23 protein-coding genes and 1 other annotated feature are annotated in these 19,469 nt (G+C 41.1%); of the genes, 19 read left to right on the forward strand and 4 right to left on the reverse strand.

Features of this window, described 5'->3' with window-relative positions:
* Position 1: 1 nt before the first annotated feature.
* The 7 genes from thrB to rplL all read left to right on the forward strand — a co-directional run bounded on the left by thrB (position 2) and on the right by rplL (position 8,150).
* Positions 2-871, forward strand: a complete 870-nt coding sequence (thrB, locus tag GEZ84_RS02440) for a homoserine kinase (protein WP_153223325.1) — start codon at positions 2-4, stop codon at positions 869-871.
* Positions 872-971: 100 nt separating this feature from the next.
* Positions 972-1,910 (forward strand): peptide-methionine (R)-S-oxide reductase MsrB, encoded by a 939-nt coding sequence (gene msrB, locus GEZ84_RS02445; protein WP_000818194.1) that lies wholly within the window; start codon positions 972-974, stop codon positions 1,908-1,910.
* A 55-nt stretch (positions 1,911-1,965) separates the two neighbouring features.
* The gene (locus GEZ84_RS02450; protein WP_153223327.1) at positions 1,966-3,690 is read left to right on the forward strand and encodes an ABC transporter ATP-binding protein; all 1,725 of its coding nucleotides are present in this window, start codon (positions 1,966-1,968) and stop codon (positions 3,688-3,690) included.
* Position 3,691: 1 nt separating this feature from the next.
* Positions 3,692-5,440, forward strand: coding sequence for an ABC transporter ATP-binding protein (locus GEZ84_RS02455; protein WP_153223329.1), 1,749 nt, complete (start codon positions 3,692-3,694; stop codon positions 5,438-5,440).
* 259 nt (positions 5,441-5,699) lie between these two features.
* On the forward strand, positions 5,700-6,959 hold the full coding sequence (locus tag GEZ84_RS02460) for a TRZ/ATZ family protein (RefSeq protein WP_153223331.1): 1,260 nt from the start codon (positions 5,700-5,702) through the stop codon (positions 6,957-6,959).
* A 73-nt stretch (positions 6,960-7,032) separates the two neighbouring features.
* Positions 7,033-7,168, forward strand: a sequence feature (ribosomal protein L10 leader region).
* A 38-nt stretch (positions 7,169-7,206) separates the two neighbouring features.
* Complete coding sequence (gene rplJ, locus GEZ84_RS02465) at positions 7,207-7,707, forward strand: 50S ribosomal protein L10 (RefSeq protein WP_001287268.1); 501 nt, start codon at positions 7,207-7,209, stop codon at positions 7,705-7,707.
* Between the two features lie 74 nt (positions 7,708-7,781).
* Positions 7,782-8,150 carry a 50S ribosomal protein L7/L12 gene (gene rplL, locus GEZ84_RS02470; RefSeq protein WP_001196965.1) on the forward strand — a complete coding sequence of 123 codons (369 nt, stop codon included), beginning with the start codon at positions 7,782-7,784 and terminating at the stop codon, positions 8,148-8,150.
* Between the two features lie 99 nt (positions 8,151-8,249).
* Here rplL and GEZ84_RS02475 read toward each other — a convergent pair whose 3' ends face one another.
* From GEZ84_RS02475 to GEZ84_RS02490, 4 genes are all read right to left on the reverse strand, one after another.
* Positions 8,250-9,401 carry a tyrosine-type recombinase/integrase gene (locus GEZ84_RS02475; RefSeq protein WP_153223333.1) on the reverse strand — a complete coding sequence of 384 codons (1,152 nt, stop codon included), beginning with the start codon at positions 9,399-9,401 and terminating at the stop codon, positions 8,250-8,252.
* Between the two features lie 150 nt (positions 9,402-9,551).
* Positions 9,552-10,148, reverse strand: coding sequence for a CD20-like domain-containing protein (locus tag GEZ84_RS02480; protein ID WP_016397645.1), 597 nt, complete (start codon positions 10,146-10,148; stop codon positions 9,552-9,554).
* 122 nt (positions 10,149-10,270) lie between these two features.
* Positions 10,271-11,032, reverse strand: coding sequence for an ImmA/IrrE family metallo-endopeptidase (locus GEZ84_RS02485; protein WP_153223335.1), 762 nt, complete (start codon positions 11,030-11,032; stop codon positions 10,271-10,273).
* 8 nt (positions 11,033-11,040) lie between these two features.
* Entirely contained in the window at positions 11,041-11,409 is a 369-nt protein-coding gene (locus GEZ84_RS02490) for a helix-turn-helix domain-containing protein (protein ID WP_153223337.1), read from the reverse strand.
* A gap of 282 nt (positions 11,410-11,691) precedes the next feature.
* On the opposite strand from GEZ84_RS02490, the gene GEZ84_RS02495 reads away from it, so the two are divergent.
* The 12 genes from GEZ84_RS02495 to GEZ84_RS02550 all read left to right on the forward strand — a co-directional run bounded on the left by GEZ84_RS02495 (position 11,692) and on the right by GEZ84_RS02550 (position 19,466).
* A complete protein-coding gene (locus GEZ84_RS02495; protein WP_261082277.1) occupies positions 11,692-11,877 on the forward strand; it encodes a helix-turn-helix domain-containing protein in 186 nt (61 codons plus the stop codon).
* 1 nt (position 11,878) lies between these two features.
* Positions 11,879-12,661 (forward strand): phage antirepressor KilAC domain-containing protein, encoded by a 783-nt coding sequence (locus GEZ84_RS02500; RefSeq protein ID WP_153223340.1) that lies wholly within the window; start codon positions 11,879-11,881, stop codon positions 12,659-12,661.
* 85 nt (positions 12,662-12,746) lie between these two features.
* Positions 12,747-13,097: an excisionase gene (locus GEZ84_RS02505; RefSeq protein ID WP_153223342.1), complete on the forward strand. Its 351-nt coding sequence runs from the start codon at positions 12,747-12,749 to the stop codon at positions 13,095-13,097.
* 10 nt (positions 13,098-13,107) lie between these two features.
* On the forward strand, positions 13,108-13,296 hold the full coding sequence (locus GEZ84_RS02510; protein WP_153223344.1) for a hypothetical protein: 189 nt from the start codon (positions 13,108-13,110) through the stop codon (positions 13,294-13,296).
* Positions 13,293-13,490 carry a hypothetical protein gene (locus tag GEZ84_RS02515; RefSeq protein ID WP_153223346.1) on the forward strand — a complete coding sequence of 66 codons (198 nt, stop codon included), beginning with the start codon at positions 13,293-13,295 and terminating at the stop codon, positions 13,488-13,490. The genes GEZ84_RS02510 and GEZ84_RS02515 overlap by 4 nt, the downstream gene beginning before the upstream one ends.
* 4 nt (positions 13,491-13,494) lie before the next feature.
* Positions 13,495-13,722, forward strand: coding sequence for a hypothetical protein (locus GEZ84_RS02520; RefSeq protein ID WP_153223348.1), 228 nt, complete (start codon positions 13,495-13,497; stop codon positions 13,720-13,722).
* The gene (locus GEZ84_RS02525) at positions 13,709-14,989 is read left to right on the forward strand and encodes an AAA family ATPase (protein ID WP_153223350.1); all 1,281 of its coding nucleotides are present in this window, start codon (positions 13,709-13,711) and stop codon (positions 14,987-14,989) included. Before GEZ84_RS02520 ends, GEZ84_RS02525 begins: the two co-directional genes overlap by 14 nt.
* A gap of 3 nt (positions 14,990-14,992) precedes the next feature.
* Positions 14,993-16,111 (forward strand): ATP-binding protein, encoded by a 1,119-nt coding sequence (locus GEZ84_RS02530; protein ID WP_153223352.1) that lies wholly within the window; start codon positions 14,993-14,995, stop codon positions 16,109-16,111.
* Between the two features lie 45 nt (positions 16,112-16,156).
* Positions 16,157-16,579 (forward strand): hypothetical protein, encoded by a 423-nt coding sequence (locus GEZ84_RS02535; protein WP_061410076.1) that lies wholly within the window; start codon positions 16,157-16,159, stop codon positions 16,577-16,579.
* 2 nt (positions 16,580-16,581) lie between these two features.
* Positions 16,582-17,319, forward strand: coding sequence for a hypothetical protein (locus GEZ84_RS02540; RefSeq protein WP_153223354.1), 738 nt, complete (start codon positions 16,582-16,584; stop codon positions 17,317-17,319).
* Positions 17,320-17,332: 13 nt separating this feature from the next.
* A complete protein-coding gene (locus tag GEZ84_RS02545; RefSeq protein ID WP_153223356.1) occupies positions 17,333-17,872 on the forward strand; it encodes a hypothetical protein in 540 nt (179 codons plus the stop codon).
* 10 nt (positions 17,873-17,882) lie between these two features.
* Positions 17,883-19,466 carry a DEAD/DEAH box helicase gene (locus tag GEZ84_RS02550; RefSeq protein WP_153223358.1) on the forward strand — a complete coding sequence of 528 codons (1,584 nt, stop codon included), beginning with the start codon at positions 17,883-17,885 and terminating at the stop codon, positions 19,464-19,466.
* Positions 19,467-19,469 lie beyond the last annotated feature (3 nt).

The raw sequence follows: 19,469 nt of genomic DNA on the forward strand, positions 1-19,469 counted from the left end.
AATGAAGATTATTGTACCTGCAACCAGTGCCAATATCGGGCCAGGTTTTGACTCGGTCGGTGTAGCTGTAACCAAGTATCTTCAAATTGAGGTCTGTGAAGAACGAGATGAGTGGTTGATTGAACACCAGATTGGCAAATGGATTCCACATGACGAGCGTAATCTCTTGCTCAAAATTGCTTTGCAAATTGTACCAGACTTGCAACCAAGACGTTTGAAAATGACAAGTGATGTTCCCTTGGCGCGTGGCTTGGGTTCTTCTAGCTCGGTTATTGTTGCTGGTATTGAACTAGCCAACCAACTGGGCCAGCTCAACTTGTCAGACCATGAAAAATTGCAATTAGCGACCAAGATTGAAGGACATCCTGACAATGTGGCTCCTGCTATTTATGGTAATCTCGTTGTTGCGAGCTCTGTTGAAGGGCAAGTTTCAGCTATCGTAGCAGACTTCCCAGAGTGTGATTTCCTAGCCTACATTCCAAACTATGAATTGCGTACTAGAGACAGCCGTGGAGTCTTGCCTAAGAAATTGTCTTACAAGGAAGCTGTTGCGGCCAGCTCTATTGCCAATGTGGCGGTTGCGGCCTTGTTGGCGGGAGACATGGTGACCGCTGGGCAAGCAATCGAGGGTGACCTCTTCCATGAGCGCTATCGTCAGGACTTGGTAAGAGAATTTGCAACCATTAAGCAAGTAGCCAAAGAAAATGGGGCCTATGCAACCTACCTCTCTGGTGCTGGGCCGACAGTTATGGTCTTGGCTTCTCATGACAAGATGCCAACGATTAAGGCAGAATTGGAAAAGCAACCTTTCAAAGGAAAACTGCATGACTTGAAAGTTGATACCCAAGGTGTCCGTGTCCAAGCAAAATAAAAAAATAGAAGACAGGATGGGGAAACCACTTGACCAGAGGGCTTCCTATCCTTTTTTTGAAAAGAAGTCTAGTTAAGAACTTGATAAAGGAGAAATAAAGATGGCAGAAATTTATCTAGCAGGCGGTTGTTTTTGGGGCCTAGAGGAATATTTTTCACGCATTTCTGGAGTGCTAGCAACCAGTGTTGGCTATGCTAATGGACAAGTCGAAACGACCAATTACCAGTTACTCAAGGAAACAGACCATGCAGAAACGGTTCAAGTAATTTACGATGAGAAGGTAGTGTCACTCAGAGAAATTTTGCTCTATTATTTCCGAGTCATCGATCCCTTGTCAATCAATCAACAAGGGAATGACCGTGGTCGCCAATATCGAACTGGGATTTATTACCAAGATGAAACAGACTTGCCAGCTATCTACACTGTGGTGCAGGAGCAGGAACGCATGCTTGGTCGAAAGATTGCAGTGGAAGTGGAGAAACTACGTCATTACATTCTAGCTGAAGATTACCACCAAGACTATCTTAAGAAGAATCCTTCAGGTTACTGTCATATTGATGTGACCGATGCTGAGCAGCCATTAATTGATGCCTCTAACTATGAAAAGCCTAGTCAAGAAGTGTTGAAGGAAAGTTTGTCAGCAGAGTCTTACCGTGTTACCCAAGAAGCTGTAACAGAGGCTCCGTTTAGTAATGCCTATGACCAAACTTTTGAAGAGGGCATTTATGTAGACATTACGACGGGTGAGCCACTCTTTTTCGCCAAAGATAAGTTTGCCTCAGGATGTGGTTGGCCAAGCTTTAGCCGTCCGATTTCCAAGGAATTGATTCATTATTACAAGGATATGAGCCATGGAATGGAGCGAATTGAAGTTCGTTCTCGGTCAGGTAATGCTCACTTGGGTCATGTTTTCACAGATGGGCCTCGGGAGTTAGGTGGACTTCGTTACTGTATCAATTCTGCTTCCTTACATTTTGTAGCCAAGGATGAGATGGAAGAGGCAGGATATGGCTATCTATTGCCATACTTAAACAAATAAAATTGAGAGGGTGGGTGCTTCCCACTTTCTTCATTTTAGAAAATAGAAGGGATTTATGAAACGCTTATTATCTTACTTCAAACCCTACATCAAAGAATCGATTTTAGCACCCTTGTTCAAGCTGTTAGAAGCTGTGTTTGAGCTCTTGGTTCCCATGGTGATTGCTGGGATTGTTGACCAATCTTTACCTCAGGGAGATCAAGGACATCTCTGGATGCAGATTGGTTTGCTCCTTATCTTTGCAGTGATTGGCGTTGTAGTGGCCTTGATAGCCCAGTTTTACTCAGCCAAGGCTGCGGTTGGATTTGCCAAAGGACTGACAGATGACCTTTATCGACATATTCTTTCCTTGCCCAAGGATAGCAGAGACCGTCTGACCACTTCTAGCTTAGTCACTCGCTTGACTTCGGATACCTACCAGATTCAAACTGGTATCAATCAATTCCTGCGTCTCTTTTTGCGAGCGCCTATTATCGTTTTTGGGGCTATCTTTATGGCTTATCGCATTTCAGCTGAGCTGACTTTCTGGTTCTTGGTCATGGTTGTCATTTTGACCATTGTTATTGTAGGGCTCTCTAGACTGGTTAATCCTCTCTACAGCAGTCTGAGAAAGAAAACGGACCAACTGGTTCAGGAAACACGTCAGCAATTACAAGGGATGCGAGTTATTCGTGCTTTTGGACAAGAAAAACGAGAGTTACAGATTTTTCAAACCCTTAACCAAGTCTATGCCAAATTGCAAGAAAAAACAGGTTTCTGGTCTAGTTTATTAACACCTCTGACCTATCTGATTGTTAATGGAACCCTCCTTATTATTATCTGGCAAGGCTATATTTCTATTCAAGGAGGATTGCTCAGTCAAGGTGCTCTCATTGCCCTTATCAATTATCTCTTACAGATTTTGGTGGAATTGGTAAAGCTAGCCATGCTGATAAATTCTCTCAATCAGTCCTATATCTCAGCTAAGCGAATCGAGGAGGTCTTTGCTGAGGTTCCAGAAGATATTCATTCAGAATTAGAACAAAAGCAAGCTACCAGTGATCGGGTTTTACAAGTTCAAGATTTAACTTTTACCTACCCTGATGCGGTCCAGCCTTCTTTGAGAGATATTTCCTTTGATATGACTCAAGGGCAAATCCTTGGTATCATTGGGGGAACGGGTTCTGGTAAATCAAGTTTGGTGCAAGTCTTACTTGGTCTTTATCCAGTAGACAAGGGAAGCATTGACCTTTATCGAGATGGATCTAGTCCTCGTAATTTAGAGCAGTGGCGGTCTTGGATTGCTTATGTGCCTCAAAAAGTTGAGCTCTTTAAGGGAACTATTCGTTCCAACCTGACTCTAGGTTTAAATCAAGAAGTAACGGACCAAGAACTTTGGCAGGCCTTGGAAATTGCGCAAGCTAAGGATTTTGTCAGTGAAAAAGAAGGACTCTTGGATGCCCTAGTTGAGGCAGGAGGGCGAAATTTCTCAGGTGGACAAAAACAACGGTTGTCTATCGCACGAGCAGTCTTGCGACAAGCTCCATTTCTCATCCTAGATGATGCCACCTCGGCTCTCGACACTATTACCGAGTCCAAGCTCTTGAAAGCTATCCGAGAAAGTTTGCCAAACACGAGCTTAATCTTGATTTCTCAACGAATCTCGACTTTGCAGATGGTTGACCAGATTCTCCTCTTGGAAAAAGGGGAGCTCTTAGCTATCGGCAAGCACGAGGACTTGATGAAGTCCAGTCAAGTCTATCGCGAAATCAATGCATCTCAACATGGAAAGGAGGACTAGCATGAGACGACAAACTGCAAATCAGACGCTCAAACGTTTGACCAAAGATTTAGTAAGTCATCCCTTCCTCCTTTTCTTAGCCTTTCTAGGAACTATTGCCCAGGTTGGTTTATCGATTTACCTACCTATCTTGATTGGGCAGGTTATTGACCAAGTCCTAGTGACTGACTCTTCACCAGTTTTTTGGCAAATTTTCATTCAGATGATTTTGGTGGTCATAGGAAATACCCTTGTGCAGTGGGTCAATCCTCTCTTTTATAATCGTCTAATCTTCTCTTATACTAGGGACTTGCGAGAGCGAATAATTCATAAACTCCATCGTTTACCGATTGCCTTTGTGGATCGACAAGGAAGTGGAGAAATGGTCAGTCGGGTGACCACGGACATAGAACAGTTGGCAGCTGGCTTGACCATGATTTTTAACCAATTTTTCATTGGCGTCTTGATGATTTTGGTGAGTATTCTAGCCATGCTTCAAATTCATCTCCTTATGACCCTCTTAGTCTTGCTGTTGACGCCACTATCCATGGTGATTTCACGCTTTATTGCCAAGAGATCCTATCATCTCTTTCAAAAGCAAACAGAGACGAGGGGGATTCAGACTCAGTTGATTGAAGAATCGTTGAGCCAACAGACCATTATCCAGTCCTTTAATGCTCAAGGAGAGTTTATCCAAAGACTGCACGAGGCTAATGACAACTACTCAGGTTATTCTCAGTCAGCCATCTTTTATTCCTCAACTGTTAATCCTTCGACTCGCTTTGTCAATGCGCTCATTTATGCTCTTCTTGCTGGAGTGGGAGCCTATCGTATCATGATGGGGTCCACCTTGACTATTGGACGTTTAGTGACCTTTTTGAACTATGTACAGCAATACACCAAACCCTTTAACGATATTTCTTCAGTTCTAGCTGAGTTGCAAAGTGCCTTGGCTTGCGCAGAGCGTGTCTATGCAGTCTTAGAAAGTCCTGAAGTGGCTGAAACAGGCAAGGAAGTCTTGACCAGTGACCAAGTTAAGGGAGCAATTTCCTTTAAACATGTCTCTTTTGGCTACCATCCTGAAAAGATTTTGATTAAGGATTTATCTATTGATATTCCAGCTGGTAGCAAGGTGGCTATTGTTGGTCCGACTGGTGCTGGAAAATCAACCCTTATCAATCTTCTTATGCGTTTTTATCCTATTAACTCAGGAGCTATCTTGCTGGATGGTCGTTCCATTTATGATTATAGTCGTGCTTCTTTACGACAACAGTTTGGCATGGTGCTCCAAGAAACCTGGCTCAAGCAAGGGACTATTCATGACAATATTGCCTTTGGAAATCCTGATGCCAATCGGGAGCAGGTGATTACTGCTGCCAAAGCAGCCAATGCCGACTTTTTCATCCAACAGTTGCCGCAGGGTTACGATACCAAGTTGGAAAATGCTGGAGAATCTCTCTCTGTCGGTCAGGCTCAGCTCTTGACCATCGCGCGAGTCTTTCTGGCTATTCCAAAGATTCTCATCTTAGACGAGGCAACCTCTTCCATCGATACGCGGACAGAAGTATTGGTTCAGGATGCCTTTGCTAAGCTCATGAAGGGACGTACAAGTTTTATCATCGCCCACCGCTTGTCAACCATTCAGGATGCGGATCTGATTCTAGTCTTGGTGGATGGTGATATCGTTGAGTATGGAAATCATCAGGATCTCATGGCTAGAAAGGGCAAGTATTACCAAATGCAGCAAGCTGCAGCTTTTAGCTCTGAATGATACTTTCTAATTTCAAAATCTTATAGACAAAAAAAGTTGCCTTCGGGTGACTTTTTTGTTACAATAGCTAGAAAAATTATTCACTGTAATACTCAATGAAAATCAAAGAGCAAACTAGGAAGCTAGCCGTAGGTTGCTCAAAACACTGCTTTGAGGTTGTAGATAAGACTGACGAAGTTAATAATCATATATTTACGGCAAGGTGAAGCTGACGTGGTTTGAAGAGAGTATAAATTGTCTTTTAGAAAAGGAGCCTATAATGAAAGTCTTTCAGCATGTAAATATCGTGACTTGTGACCAAGATTTCCATGTCTATCTAGATGGAATCTTAGCCGTTAAGGATTCTCAAATCGTTTATGTTGGTCAAGAGAAGTCAGAGATTTTAGAGCAAGCTGAGCAGATTATAGACTATCAGGGAGCCTGGATCATGCCTGGATTAGTCAATTGCCACACCCACTCTGCAATGACAGGTTTGAGAGGAATTCGAGATGATAGCAATCTCCATGAATGGCTCAATGACTATATCTGGCCAGCAGAAGCTGAGTTCACTCCTGACATGACTACCAAGGCGGTTAAAGAAGCTCTGACAGAGATGCTCCAGTCAGGAACAACAACCTTTAATGATATGTATAATCCCAATGGTGTGGATATTGAGCGGACTTATCAGGCAGTGAAAGATTCTAAGATGCGTTGTTATTTCTCACCGACCCTCTTTTCTTCAGAGATAGAAACAACTGCTGAGACGATAAGCAGAACTAGAGCAATCATTGAGGAAATCTTAGGATATGAAAATCCAAATTTTAAGGTTATGGTAGCCCCACATTCTCCCTACAGCTGTAGTAGAGACTTGTTGGAAGAAAGTTTAGATATGGCAAAAGAGTTTGCTATTCCAATCCATATCCATGTTGCGGAGACCAAGGAGGAGTCAGGAATTATCCTGAAACGATACGGCAAACGTTCTCTAGCCTTTTTAGAAGAACTGGGTTACTTAGATCATCCGTCTGTCTTTGCTCACGGGGTCGAATTAAACGAGCGAGAAATTGAACGTTTATCAACCTCTCAAGTGGCTATCGCCCACAATCCTACCAGTAACCTCAAACTGGCATCAGGAATTGCTCCAATCATCCAACTTCAAAAAGCAGGAGTGGCTGTAGGAATTGCGACAGATTCAGTTGCTTCCAACAACAATCTTGATATGTTTGAGGAAGGACGGACTGCAGCCCTTCTTCAGAAGATGAAAAGTGGGGATGCCAGCCAATTCCCTATCGAAACAGCTCTCAAAGCTCTAACGATAGAAGGTGCTAAGGTTCTTGGAATGGACGAACAGATAGGAAGTTTGGAAGTCGGTAAGCAAGCGGATTTGCTGGTCATCCAACCACAAGGGAAAATCCATCTCCAACCCCAAGAAAATATGCTATCTCACCTTGTTTATGCTGTTAAATCCAGTGATGTTGATGATGTCTATATCGGCGGAGAACAGGTTGTTAAGCAAGGCCAAGTCCTGACAGTAGAACTTTAGAAGAAAATCACGAAAAATTTTAAAAAAGTTTGCAAAAATCTTGCATTCTTTTTTTTACTATGCTATACTTATATACGGTTTGAAAAAACTGCCTAAGACAGTAGGGGAGCTCGACTCATAAGTATCCTACCGAGGACAAAACGTATCATGTAAAAAGAAGCGTATTGTACTTTCGTGTCTAGGTTTGGGCGCGTTTTTCTTTTGAAAAATTTCCCCAAGCAAAATAATAACGGAGGTGAACACACTAATGAGTGAAGCAATTATTGCTAAAAAAGCGGAACTAGTTGACGTAGTAGCTGAAAAAATGAAAGCTGCTGCCTCTATCGTCGTTGTTGACGCTCGTGGTTTGACAGTTGAGCAAGATACAGTTCTTCGTCGTGAGCTTCGTGGAAACGAAGTTGAGTATAAAGTCATTAAAAACTCAATCTTACGTCGTGCAGCTGAAAAAGCTGGTCTTGAAGAACTTGCATCAGTATTTGTTGGACCATCTGCAGTAGCATTTTCTAACGAAGATGTTATCGCACCAGCGAAAATCTTGAACGACTTTTCTAAAAACGCTGAAGCACTTGAAATCAAAGGTGGTGCAATCGAAGGCGCTGTCGCATCTAAAGAAGAGATTCTTGCACTTGCAACCCTTCCAAACCGCGAAGGACTTCTTTCTATGCTCCTTTCTGTACTTCAAGCGCCAGTGCGCAACGTTGCTCTTGCAGTCAAAGCGGTTGCAGAAAGCAAAGAAGACGCAGCTTAATCTTAAGCTACGTAGCGTAGCCTAGCTACGAAAAAACTATTATAAAATTTAAAACTTATTTGGAGGAAATAACAATGGCATTGAACATTGAAAACATTATTGCTGAAATTAAAGAAGCTTCAATCCTTGAATTGAACGACCTTGTAAAAGCTATCGAAGAAGAATTTGGTGTAACTGCAGCTGCTCCTGTAGCTGTTGCTGCAGCTGGTGCTGCTGACGCTGGTGCTGCTAAAGATTCATTCGACGTTGAATTGACATCTGCAGGCGACAAAAAAGTTGGCGTTATCAAAGTTGTACGTGAAATCACAGGTCTTGGTCTTAAAGAAGCTAAAGAACTTGTTGACGGTGCACCAGCACTTGTTAAAGAAGGCGTTGCAACTGCAGAAGCTGAAGAAATCAAAGCTAAATTGGAAGAAGCTGGAGCTTCAGTTACTCTTAAATAATAGAGCGACTACATTAGTAGCTTAAAAACATGATAAAACCGCTATTCTTAGGAGTAGCGGTTTTTCTTTTTGTTTAAAAAGGGGCAAAAAAGGGGCAAACTATTTGTAAAGTTTATCCAGGACATCAACAACTTTTGACTTGATGTTCTTGGTGACATGGGTGTAAATTTCCATTGTCGTCTTTCCGTTGTCTTTATGTCCGACTCTTTGGGTGATTGCTTTTAAGGGGATATTGTTTTCTGCAAGCGTGCTGATAAGAGTGTGTCGTAGAATGTGAGGATGCAGCGGTTTATTGATTGGATTTTTAAGAGTAGCATTAGCATTCTTCATTAGCTTACCAATGCTTGATTTATGAATTGGAATACCGCTAGATGAAACAAAGATAAATCCCATATCTTTATAGTTTGGATTTGTATTTTTTCTTAGTTCATGCAACTCTATAAATTCTTCAATAATCTCAATTTCTTTATTCGTTAAATCAACCACTCTGATAGATGATAAGGTTTTGGGCGTAGTCTTGATACCCTCTGAACCCTTGCGTGTTGGATCTAAAGTTCCGTTGATAGTGATAGTACGGTTTTTCTTATCGTAATTTTCAAATTTAAGCGCACCAGCTTCACCAACTCGACAACCATTTAAAGCCATAAATTCAGCCATACGAGCGACATGATACCCTCGGTTATATTCTTTCATGGCTTTTAAGAGACGCTTTAATTCGCTCTGTTCAAGGAACTTATCTTCGATACGCTCCATAGTTTCGTATGTGACGACTTTTTTTGGCAACCTGACACGTTGGATAGGGTTGCTATCAATCAACTCTAAATCTTGAGCATACTTGAATACCATACTTAGTACGGATTTATGCTTTTTTAATTTGATGTGATTGTCCTCTGAATTTGTAAAATATTGTTGAGCGTATTTAGCAGTGATGTTTTTTATTTTAATCCCTGGAGCAAAATTTTCTTTTACTTCATCAACCGCATAGACCATAGTTTTCTCGGTAGAAGCTTTGATGGACTTTTTATGAAGTTCCCACCAATCACTTAGCACGTCATCGAAAATCATATCAGTAGTAGTCAAGCTTTGTAACTTTTCAACTATCTTTTCATCTAGTAGTTTTTGTGCTTCTTTCTTAGCCCTGCTTGATCCCGAATCGAGCGTTATAGCTAACCTTTTCCATTTCTCAGTATATGGATCTTTGTATCGCTCAAAAAATTTATATTTGCCGTTTGGTAATTCTTCCATCCACATTGATTTTTCCCCTTTATTTTGTTAAAATGGGTATAAGAAAACGACCTTTTGAATGGTTGTTTCTTATACTGAAGTTCCTCACACTCAAGATTGCCGTCGGAGAGTGTGGGGATTTTTTTGAGTTGTTTCCAAAATGGAAACAGTTGGTTTTTATTCTAGACCTGAACTAACTTTAGAAGTCAACAAGAAAGAACCGTCGTCTTGTTTTGAAAACGAAAGAATAACGCTCTTGTATTTGCTACCAGTAGAAGTGTATGATACTGTCTTACTGTCGTGGTCATTTACTGAACTAGTTGTTACATTGTTAGGTTCTCCGTGAACGCTAGCAACGTCATCGTAGTTAGTTCCACCGGCTCCATAGTTGATAATATCGCCAACTTGAAGCGCATCAAACTGTTCTTTTGTCCAGTTAAATTTAGCATCTTCCTCTTTTTGTGAAGATTCAATTGAAGAACTTACAGAGCTAACAGTCTCTTCAACGTTTTTACCTAGTTCTTTCAATGATTTAGCGTACATTGCTTGAGTTACTAATACAATAGCAATAGACACGACTGCTAGAACTGTCCCAATAATAGCTAGCGTTTTTGGTCTTTTTCGATTTACTGCAAAACCAATTAAACCGAAGATAAGAGCTAAAATAGCCAAAATGAATGAAAAATTATTGATGATAGGCATCCATGAGCCAAGTAGAGCCAGTGCTCCAAAAATAATAGCTAAAATACCTAAAACTTTGCGTTCTTGTTTCATAATGAAACCTCTCTATCAGCTTTTAGTGTGAATCAGTTATTGCACATATTTTTAAACCTTATAAATATCTACGACTTCCCCAATAGTTCGAATGTCGTTGTGTTCTTTTTACCTCTTGTATTTTAAGCAATTTCTTGTAGTTCTCTTTGAAATTGTTGCAAAGTCAAAATAGCCCAGTCTTCGTCATTTTTGTACCCTTGGACTATGCTGAGGGCGTAATACTCTTGGCAACTACAATTATACATTAGAAAGTTCATCAAACGATTATGTAATGCAGGTTTTGACATTTGACTGAGATCAATAAGTTGTTTGAATGTCAGCCCAGAATTTATATATTCAAGCAGTTTATAATCGTTGAGAAACAAAATTGATGCAATGGTATTTGCTTCGTCCTCTAATGGGGCAATCTCAGTTGGGTAGGAGTCGCTATAGTTTGACGAGGTCTTAGAAACTAGAACCTTATCATATACCGAACTCATAAGATGGAAATATATATGAGTTAATTCGTGAAGTATTGTGAACATAACTCTACTCTTAACAACATCTTGATTTATGTAAACGATAAAACGATTTCTTTCGAAATCAGGAATTGTCATTCCAGAGCAAACATTACAAAAACTAAAATCAACTAACGAAAGGGAATTTTTTGAAGTTAAATTGTATTTGACTTCTTGTTTTTTATTAGATAACCATTTGTACATTAAATCCGCTTCAAAATAGACAAATAAAATATTAAACTTAGTTTCAAAGAATTCAATGATTAGGTCGAAAGTGATTTGAGAAATATGGACATTGAAATGGTTAGATATATCCATAAGTAGTCTGTTTGCATTTTCGTGATATTGTAAGTAAGTTTCTTTTGAGGGTCTTGTAAATCGTTTCAAATAGCCACCTACTTCCAGAAAGAATCATCTTTGGCAAGAGCACGAGCATTTTTCATCATGCTAAAGAGTGCTTTGTTAAAACGCTCTTTTTCATCGTCGGACATATCCTCGGTTTCTTTTCGAAACATTATTAGAGTTTCAAGTTCTTGAGTGTTCATCAAATCGTCATTCGATGTGTAAGGATTTTTTGTTCTGCCCAATAAATAATCAACTGATACGTTAAAGTAATCAGCAATTTTTTCAATTTTATCGCCACTAGGAGTTGAAGTTTCCCATTTTCTGAGACTGCCATTACTAAAGTTTAAACTCCTTTCCAATTCAGCAAGAGTAACCTTTCTATCATTGGCTAACGAACGTATTCTATCTAAAATAGTCATGTGTAAAAACCTCCAAAAATAAGGCTTTACAAAATAATGTAAAATTTTCTATCAAATTGTTGACAAATAGAAAATTTTCCGTTATACTTATTTTGTAAGCTAGTTGACCAGCTAACATAAAGTAAAATACAAATAGAATAATCCGCCAAGATTTTTTGTTATATCTAACTTTTATGATATAGCTGTATTTTGTATACCTTAATAATAGACTATTTTCTATTACTTGTCAACATTTAGTGCTTATTTTCTTATAAAATTTTCTAATAGAAGGAGGTGTTGGATGTGATTTATGACAGAATTAAACAAATCGCCTTGGACAAAGGGATTTCGATTTATCGAATTGAAAAAGATCTCGATTTAGGTAACGGTACTATCAGCAAATGGAATACCAGTTCGCCGTCCGCGACTACTTTAAATTCAATTGCAAATTATTTGAATGTTCGTCTTGAACAATTATTGGAGGAATAATATGGAATTAACTATTATTAACGAGCAGGAAGTTCTCGGAAAACACTTCACAGTTTACGGTACAGCAGATGAACCGCTGTTTGTCGCAAAGGATGTAGCCGAATGGATTGAGTACGATGTATCTAGTGTGAATAAAATGCTAGATAAAATCGATGAAGACGAAAAGCTGGTCGGAACATTGTTCCGTTCAGGTCAAAATAGAGAAGTATGGTTCTTAACAGAAAACGGTCTCTACGAAGTTCTTATGCAATCTCGAAAACCATTGGCAAAAGAGTTCAAGAAAAAAGTAAAAGAAATCTTGAAATCTATTCGTAAGCATGGCTTGTACGCTATTGATGATTTGCTGGAGAATCCAGATATGGCAATCGCAGCACTTCAGAAGCTAAAAGAAGAACGACAATTGCGTTTACAAGCGCAGGAAGAAGTAGCTCAAAAGAATCAAATTATCCAAGAGCTACAACCGAAAGCAACATATTACGACTTAGTCTTGCAAAATAAATCACTTGTACCGATTTCAGTAATCGCTAAAGATTACGGGATGAGCGCTACGAAGCTGAATAAAATCTTGCATGAACTTAAAGTACAATACAAGCAAGGTAGTACTTGGCTTTTGTATCAGAAGTACGCAGGCAAAGGTTACACTCAGTCAAAAACTCATACAATTGATGCAGATTATAGCAAGATGCATACATACTGGACACAAAAGGGTCGTTTATTTCTTTATGATCTTCTAAAAAATAAAAAAGGAATTTTGCCATTGATTGAGCAGCAAGATGTGGCTTAATTCATAACAAAAAAGCACCTGACGGCAATCAGGCGCTCAACAAAATTATTCATGAAAATTATAACACAGAAAGGGAGGAATTGCCATGCCGGTTATAAATAATGTGAATTTTCGCCCAGTATCTCAATCCGAAAAAGCTGAGTATGGTGGATATAAAAGCTTAGAAGAAAAATTCAACGATCTATCTGAGACAACTTTAAAACTTTGGGCAAATGAAATGAAAAATCATCCTGAATTTAAACATTTCGTTTATCATCCGACCCATAAAACGGTTTTAGTAAATTACAAAGGTTTTGCTCTGTACTGTATGTGGAAGTCACGGAATAGATACAAGACAAAAAAAGAGAGTCTGAGAGAGATGTTGGAAGATTTGAAGAAAGTAAAAGATCTTTTACAAGAGGTTGCTGAATTAGACTTGGAAGATCTTATTGCGTAAGAGGATAAAGATGAACATACTAAACAAACTAACAAAATATTTCTTGGGTCAAGAAAGGAATGTAGATTGGCGAATCGTAGCTTTGGATTTAAACAGAGCATTGATTGACCTTCAAGAAAAATATCAACAAGCAAATCAGCGTATAGCTGATCTAGAAAAAATCGTAGCAATCTATAAAGCAAAGGAAAACTCAAAATGATGGAATACATTTATTCGGTAACAATCGTAGGAATTGGACTATGGTCGCTAGTGAATACACTGGATGACCATGCTGAAAAGAAGCGGCAAGAACGCCAGCGAATAGCGAGCAGTATCGCACTCATGAATCTGAGAAATTCAGACAAACAATTTACTTATGATGTGGAACCGCCAGAAGGGCTAGTTAAGGAGTAGAAAAATGAACAGAAAATATAAAACTAGAGGAACACAAGAACCAACACCACGTATCAGAGTAGCTCGTGAACACTATGAGCGTATTATAGACCTCGCGGATGAGTGTGATATGAAATTGATTGACGTTTTAAACCAGCTACTGGATTTTGCTCTTGAACATGCGGAAGTTGAAGAGATTCAAATTCCTGTCAAATCTTTAAGAGTCGGAGGAGAAAAAGATGGTGACGATTAATAAACTAGAAATCGAAAACGTCAAGCGCGTTAAAGCGGTCAAATTAGAGCCGTCAGCGACTGGTTTGACAATCGTGGGTGGAAATAACAATCAGGGTAAAACAAGCGTACTAGATGCGATTGCTTGGGCGCTGGGTGGCAACAAGTACAAGCCTAGCCAAGCACAACGCGAAGGAAGTACAATCCCTCCTAGTCTTAAAATCACGCTATCAAACGGCTTGATTGTGGAGCGCAGTGGTAAGAACAGCACTCTCAAGGTCATTGACCCTAGTGGTAACAAGGCTGGTCAAAACTTGCTGGATAGCTTTGTGGAAGAGCTAGCCATCAACTTGCCAAAATTCATGGAGCAGACTAGCAAAGAAAAGGCTAAAACTCTGTTGCAGATTATCGGAGTTGGTCCGCAATTGGCTGAACTGGAAATGCAGGAGAAAGCCAAATATGATGAACGTCACGCAATCGGTGTTATCGCTGACCAAAAGGAGAAGTTCGCTAAAGAACAGCCGTACTATCCAGATGCACCGAAAGAGCTAGTCTCTATCTCTGAACTTATCCAACAACAACAAGCTATCCTTGCCAAGAATGGCGAGAATGCTCGTAAGCGCCAGAACTTGGTATCTATCCAAAATCAACACGCTTCAGCAACTGCAGAGGTTAAACGATTGGAGCAATTGCTGGCTGATGCCAAAGAAAAAGAAAGTCAGCTGGCTCAAGACTCGGCTATTGCGAATACCGACGCTATGGATCTTCTCGATGAATCGACTGAGGAGATTGAAAACAACATCGCAGAGATTGACGAAATCAATCGTAAAGTGCGTGCTAATCTGGACAAGGATAAAGCAGAAGAAGATGCCAAGGGTTATCGCGAGCAATACAAGGAACTTGATAATGTGATTGCTGACATCCGTAAGCAGAAGACAGACTTGCTTACAAACGCAGATTTACCGTTGCCGGGCTTATCCGTGGACGATGGCGAACTGCTCTATCTTGGCCAGCGCTGGGATAACATGTCTGGTAGTCAGCAACTACAGGTAGCGACTGCAATCGTGCGTAAATTGAAACCAGAGTGTGGCTTTGTGTTGATTGACAAGCTGGAACAAATGGACCAATTGACTCTACAGGAATTCGGCGCATGGCTTGAGCAAGAAGGTTTGCAAGCAATCGCGACACGAGTATCAACAGGAGATGAATGTAGCATCCTGATTGAAGACGGGTATAGCGTTAAGCCAGAGGTGGCACAAGTACCTAAAACATGGCAAGGAGGATTTTAACAAATGCAAATCACAAGAGGAAAACGGGCGCGAGCTCAAAAGGTAGTTATCTACGGTCCGGAAGGAATTGGCAAGTCCACGTTTGCTGCTGAATTTCCAAATGCGGCCTTCATCGACACGGAAGGCTCGACTGATAACATGGATGTAGCACGATTAGACAAGCCGACCAGCTGGACCATGCTCATCAATGAGATTGCTTTTATCAAAGCAAATCCGACTGAGTGCGGGACACTCGTTATTGACACAATCGATTGGGCAGAAGCTTTGGCAGTTAATTACATCTGTTCGCAACATGGTAAGCAAGGGATTGAGGATTTTGGCTGGGGCAAAGGCTACACCTACGTCCAAGAAGAAATGGGACGTTTCTTAAATAGCCTGTCTGATTTAGTTGATATGGGCATCAATGTGGTATTGACTGCGCACGCTCAGATTAAGAAATTTGAACAGCCTGACGAGATGGGTTCTTATGACAGATATGAGCTCAAACTTGGTAAGAAGACGAGTTCCCAGACAGCTCCACTCGTAAAAGAATGGGCAGACATGGTTCTATTTGCCAATTACAAAACCTTAGTCATGACGGCCGAGAACGGTAAGAAGAAGGCGCAGGGCGGTGAACGTGTGATGTATACCAATCATCGACCTGCTTGGGATGCCAAAAATCGTCACGGATTGCCAGATGAATTGCCGTTCCATTATGCAGGGATTGCTCATATCTTTGCTAATCAGCAAGTGCATACACAACAGCCACAACCGCAGACAGTCGCTCCAGAATCTAAGCAGGCTGTTCAGCAAGCCCCTGAGCAAATCCAAGAGGAATTGCCTCTCGATATGTCACAGGTCGCTGAAAAACCTCAAAATGAAGCCCCTAGCAAGACTCAGACACCACCAGCGCAATATCATGCAAGCTTGCCTAAGAGTTTGACGGACCTCATGACGCAAGGAAATGTGACAGAAGAAGAACTTCAAAAAGTCGCTTACATCCGTGGACACTTCCCACTAGGAACTCCGATTGAAAACTTCCCTCCTGATTACTGGGATATGATTGTGGCACATTGGCAGGCGACTATGGAAGTTATTCAAAATCAAGTACGAGCGGATCCTGAACTGCCCTTCACCGTGTAGATTTTGGGAATTAGAAATCATAGCAAAATACAATAAGGAGTATCTATGAAAGATAAAACTATTCAAATTGATTTGTCAAAAATCGCAAATACAGCCTTACAAGAAAAGGTTGACAAAGAACTTGAAAAAGTCCTTGAGAACATTCTGGATCTCAATACAGAAGCCAAAGCAACCCGTAAGGTTACTATCACACTAACGATGTCAACAGACGATGAACGTACGGTCGTTAAGACAGGCATGGAAGTCAAATCTACTTTAGCACCACAAAAAGGTGTCGCAACAACTGTCATTGTCGGCCGTGATGACACTGGTAAAATTCACGCGAATGAGCTCAAAAGCGGCATCCCTGGTCAGACATATTTTGACGATAATGGGGACATGAGAACCGACACTGGCGATCTCATTGAAAAAGTAGAACAACAAAGCACAAATATTATTGATTACAACAAAAAGAAAGCAGGTAACTAACCATGACAGAAAATATTAAAGATGCATTATCATACGCAGTCGAACTAGCGGGTAAAGAAAAGAAAATCATTCGTTCAGAAACTGGGAAGGAATATTTTGACAGCAATGAATATGACTTACAGGAACTGACGCCTCGTAAGTACGCACCTATCCTTGAGCTTCAGACACTCAAAAGTCTAGTTGACTATCTCAAATCAGATAACGATTTCATCAGTGATCGTAAACTTGTAGTTGTCGTGGACAGTTTCTATAAGGTATCTGTATATGATCAAGTTGATTTTGAAAATGGTAAACGTCCTCAGCTCGTATCTGTAAAAGCAACCGTTCCAGTTATTCCTTTTATCAATTGGCGCGACCAGGAAGAATTCAATATTATGCTGCAGTCTATGTTTATCAATGATGCAGACCGTAATTTGGTTTTGGATTTTGCTAGTCATTTGAAAATCGAAAAAGGTGCAGAAGTGCAGGACAATGGCATCAGTCAAATGGCTACGGTTCGCGATGGTGTAGCAAGCCTAGCACAAGCTAAAACTCCAAATCCAGTAACCTTGCGACCATATCGTACTTTCAACGAAGTAGAGCAGCCTGCTAGTCAATTCATCTTCCGCATCAACAAATCGGCGAATCTCGCACTTTTTGAAGCAGATGGGGGTAGATGGAAATTAGAAGCCGTCGAAAGCATCGCAAATTATTTAAAAAATGAACTTGCTAGCAACAAAAAAATTACTATTTTAGCTTAAAGGAGAAATCAACATGACACAACAATACAACAACTTTGATCACGAAATTGGCTGGGAAGATACGATCGAAAAAGACTCGGATTTCGTCCTCTTGCCTGACGGATTGTACTATTTTACAGTCGTTGGTATGGAACGTACACGTCACACGCCGAATCCACAAAATCCTGGCAAATTGCCAGCGTGTAACAAGGCTATCGTCAGCATCAAGATTGTAGCTAACGAAGGCGAAACAGAATTGCGACACAATCTATTCTTGCACAGCTCAACTGAAGGAATGCTATCTGCTTTCTTTGCTGCAATTGGCCAAAAGAAAAAAGGCGAACCGTTTCGCATGAACTGGAATACCATCATCGGCGCAACTGGCGTATGTAAAGTCGGAACTCGACAATACAATAACAACAATTACAATGAAGTCAAATCCATGCTATACCCTGAAGACGTTGATTACACAAAAGTGTTGAATCAGCAACCGGGACAAGTTCAGCAACCACAGCAGCCGAATTTTGCGCAACAACCGCAAGGGCAATCTGGATACCAAGCTGGGCAATTTTAGGAGGTAAGGGATGCAATTAAGACCTTATCAACAGGAAGCACGGGAGGCTGTTCAAGCTGAATGGGCTAAAGGTCGCAAGCGCACGCTCTTAGTATTGCCAACAGGTTGTGGAAAGACAATCGTCTTCTCCAAAATCATTGAAGACCAAGTGAAAGAGGGCAAGCGCGTGCTTGTCCTTGCTCATAGGTCAGAGCTTTTAGAGCAGGCTAGCGACAAGCTCAAGACTGCGACAGGACTCGGCACGGCCTTAGAAAAAGCTGAGAATACCTCTATCGGTTCATGGTATCGTGTTGTAGTTGGTTCTGTCCAAACCATGCAGAGAGAGAAACGGCTTAGTCAATTTCCTCCTGATTGGTTCGACACAATTGTAGTCGACGAAGCACACCATGCTATTTCAGATGGCTACCAACGTGTGCTTGGTTATTTTGAGCAGTCGGATGTGCTGGGTGTCACAGCCACGCCTGACCGTGGAGATATGAAAAACCTTGGCTCTTACTTCGACAGCTTAGCTTATGAGTATTCGCTAGTCCAAGCTATCCAAGAAGGCTACCTATCTAAAATCAAGGCTTTGACAATTCCGCTCAGCTTGGATTTATCAAATGTCAACATGTCAGCGGGTGATTTCAAGGCGAGCGATGTCGGGACGGCATTAGACCCATACCTGGAACAGATAGCAGACGAAATGGTCAAGCAATGTGCAGACCGCAAGATAGTCGTATTCTTACCTTTAGTTAAAACTTCGCAAAAGTTTCGCGACATCTTAAACGCAAAAGGCTTTCGTGCCGCTGAAGTCAATGGAGAGTCCAAGGATCGTGCAGAAGTCTTAGAAGATTTTGAGAAAGATCGCTACAACGTTCTTTGTAATTCCATGCTTCTAACAGAAGGATGGGATTGCCCATCAGTAGACTGTGTAGTTGTGCTAAGACCTACTAAGGTACGTGCCTTATATAGCCAGATGGTGGGGCGTGGTACTCGTTTACATCCAGGAAAGGAAGAATTACTCTTGCTAGACTTTCTCTGGCACACCGAACGCCACGAGCTATGCCGTCCAGCTCACTTGATCTGTGAGACTCCAGAAGTCGCTCAGAAAATGGTTGAGAATATGGAAGAACAGACGGGCGTCATGCTCGATCTTGAAGATATGGAAGTTAAGGCAACGGAGGACGTCGTCGCACAGCGTGAAGAGGCTTTGGCAAAACAACTGGAAGAAATGCGCAAGCGTAAACGCAAACTTGTGGATCCATTGCAATTCGAAATGTCTATCCATGCTGAAGACTTGTCGAACTACGTGCCCAATTTCGGATGGGAAATGGCGCCTGCTAGTGACAAGCAAATTAAAGCGCTTGAGAAATACGGTATACTTCCTGATGAAATCGGGAATGCTGGAAAGGCTGCTTTATATTTAGACAGATTGCACAAACGACAATCCGAAGAATTGACGACACCGAAACAAATTCGCTTTCTGGAAGGCCGTGGCTTTAAAGATGTGGGCATGTGGCAATTTGACCACGCTAGAAATATGATTGATCGCATTGCGGCCAACGGTTGGCGATTGCCAGCAGGCGTGCGACCAGCTGAATATGTGCCGAGGTGATGT

Source organism: Streptococcus mitis (genome assembly GCF_009496155.1).
GTDB lineage: Bacteria > Bacillota > Bacilli > Lactobacillales > Streptococcaceae > Streptococcus > Streptococcus mitis_BQ.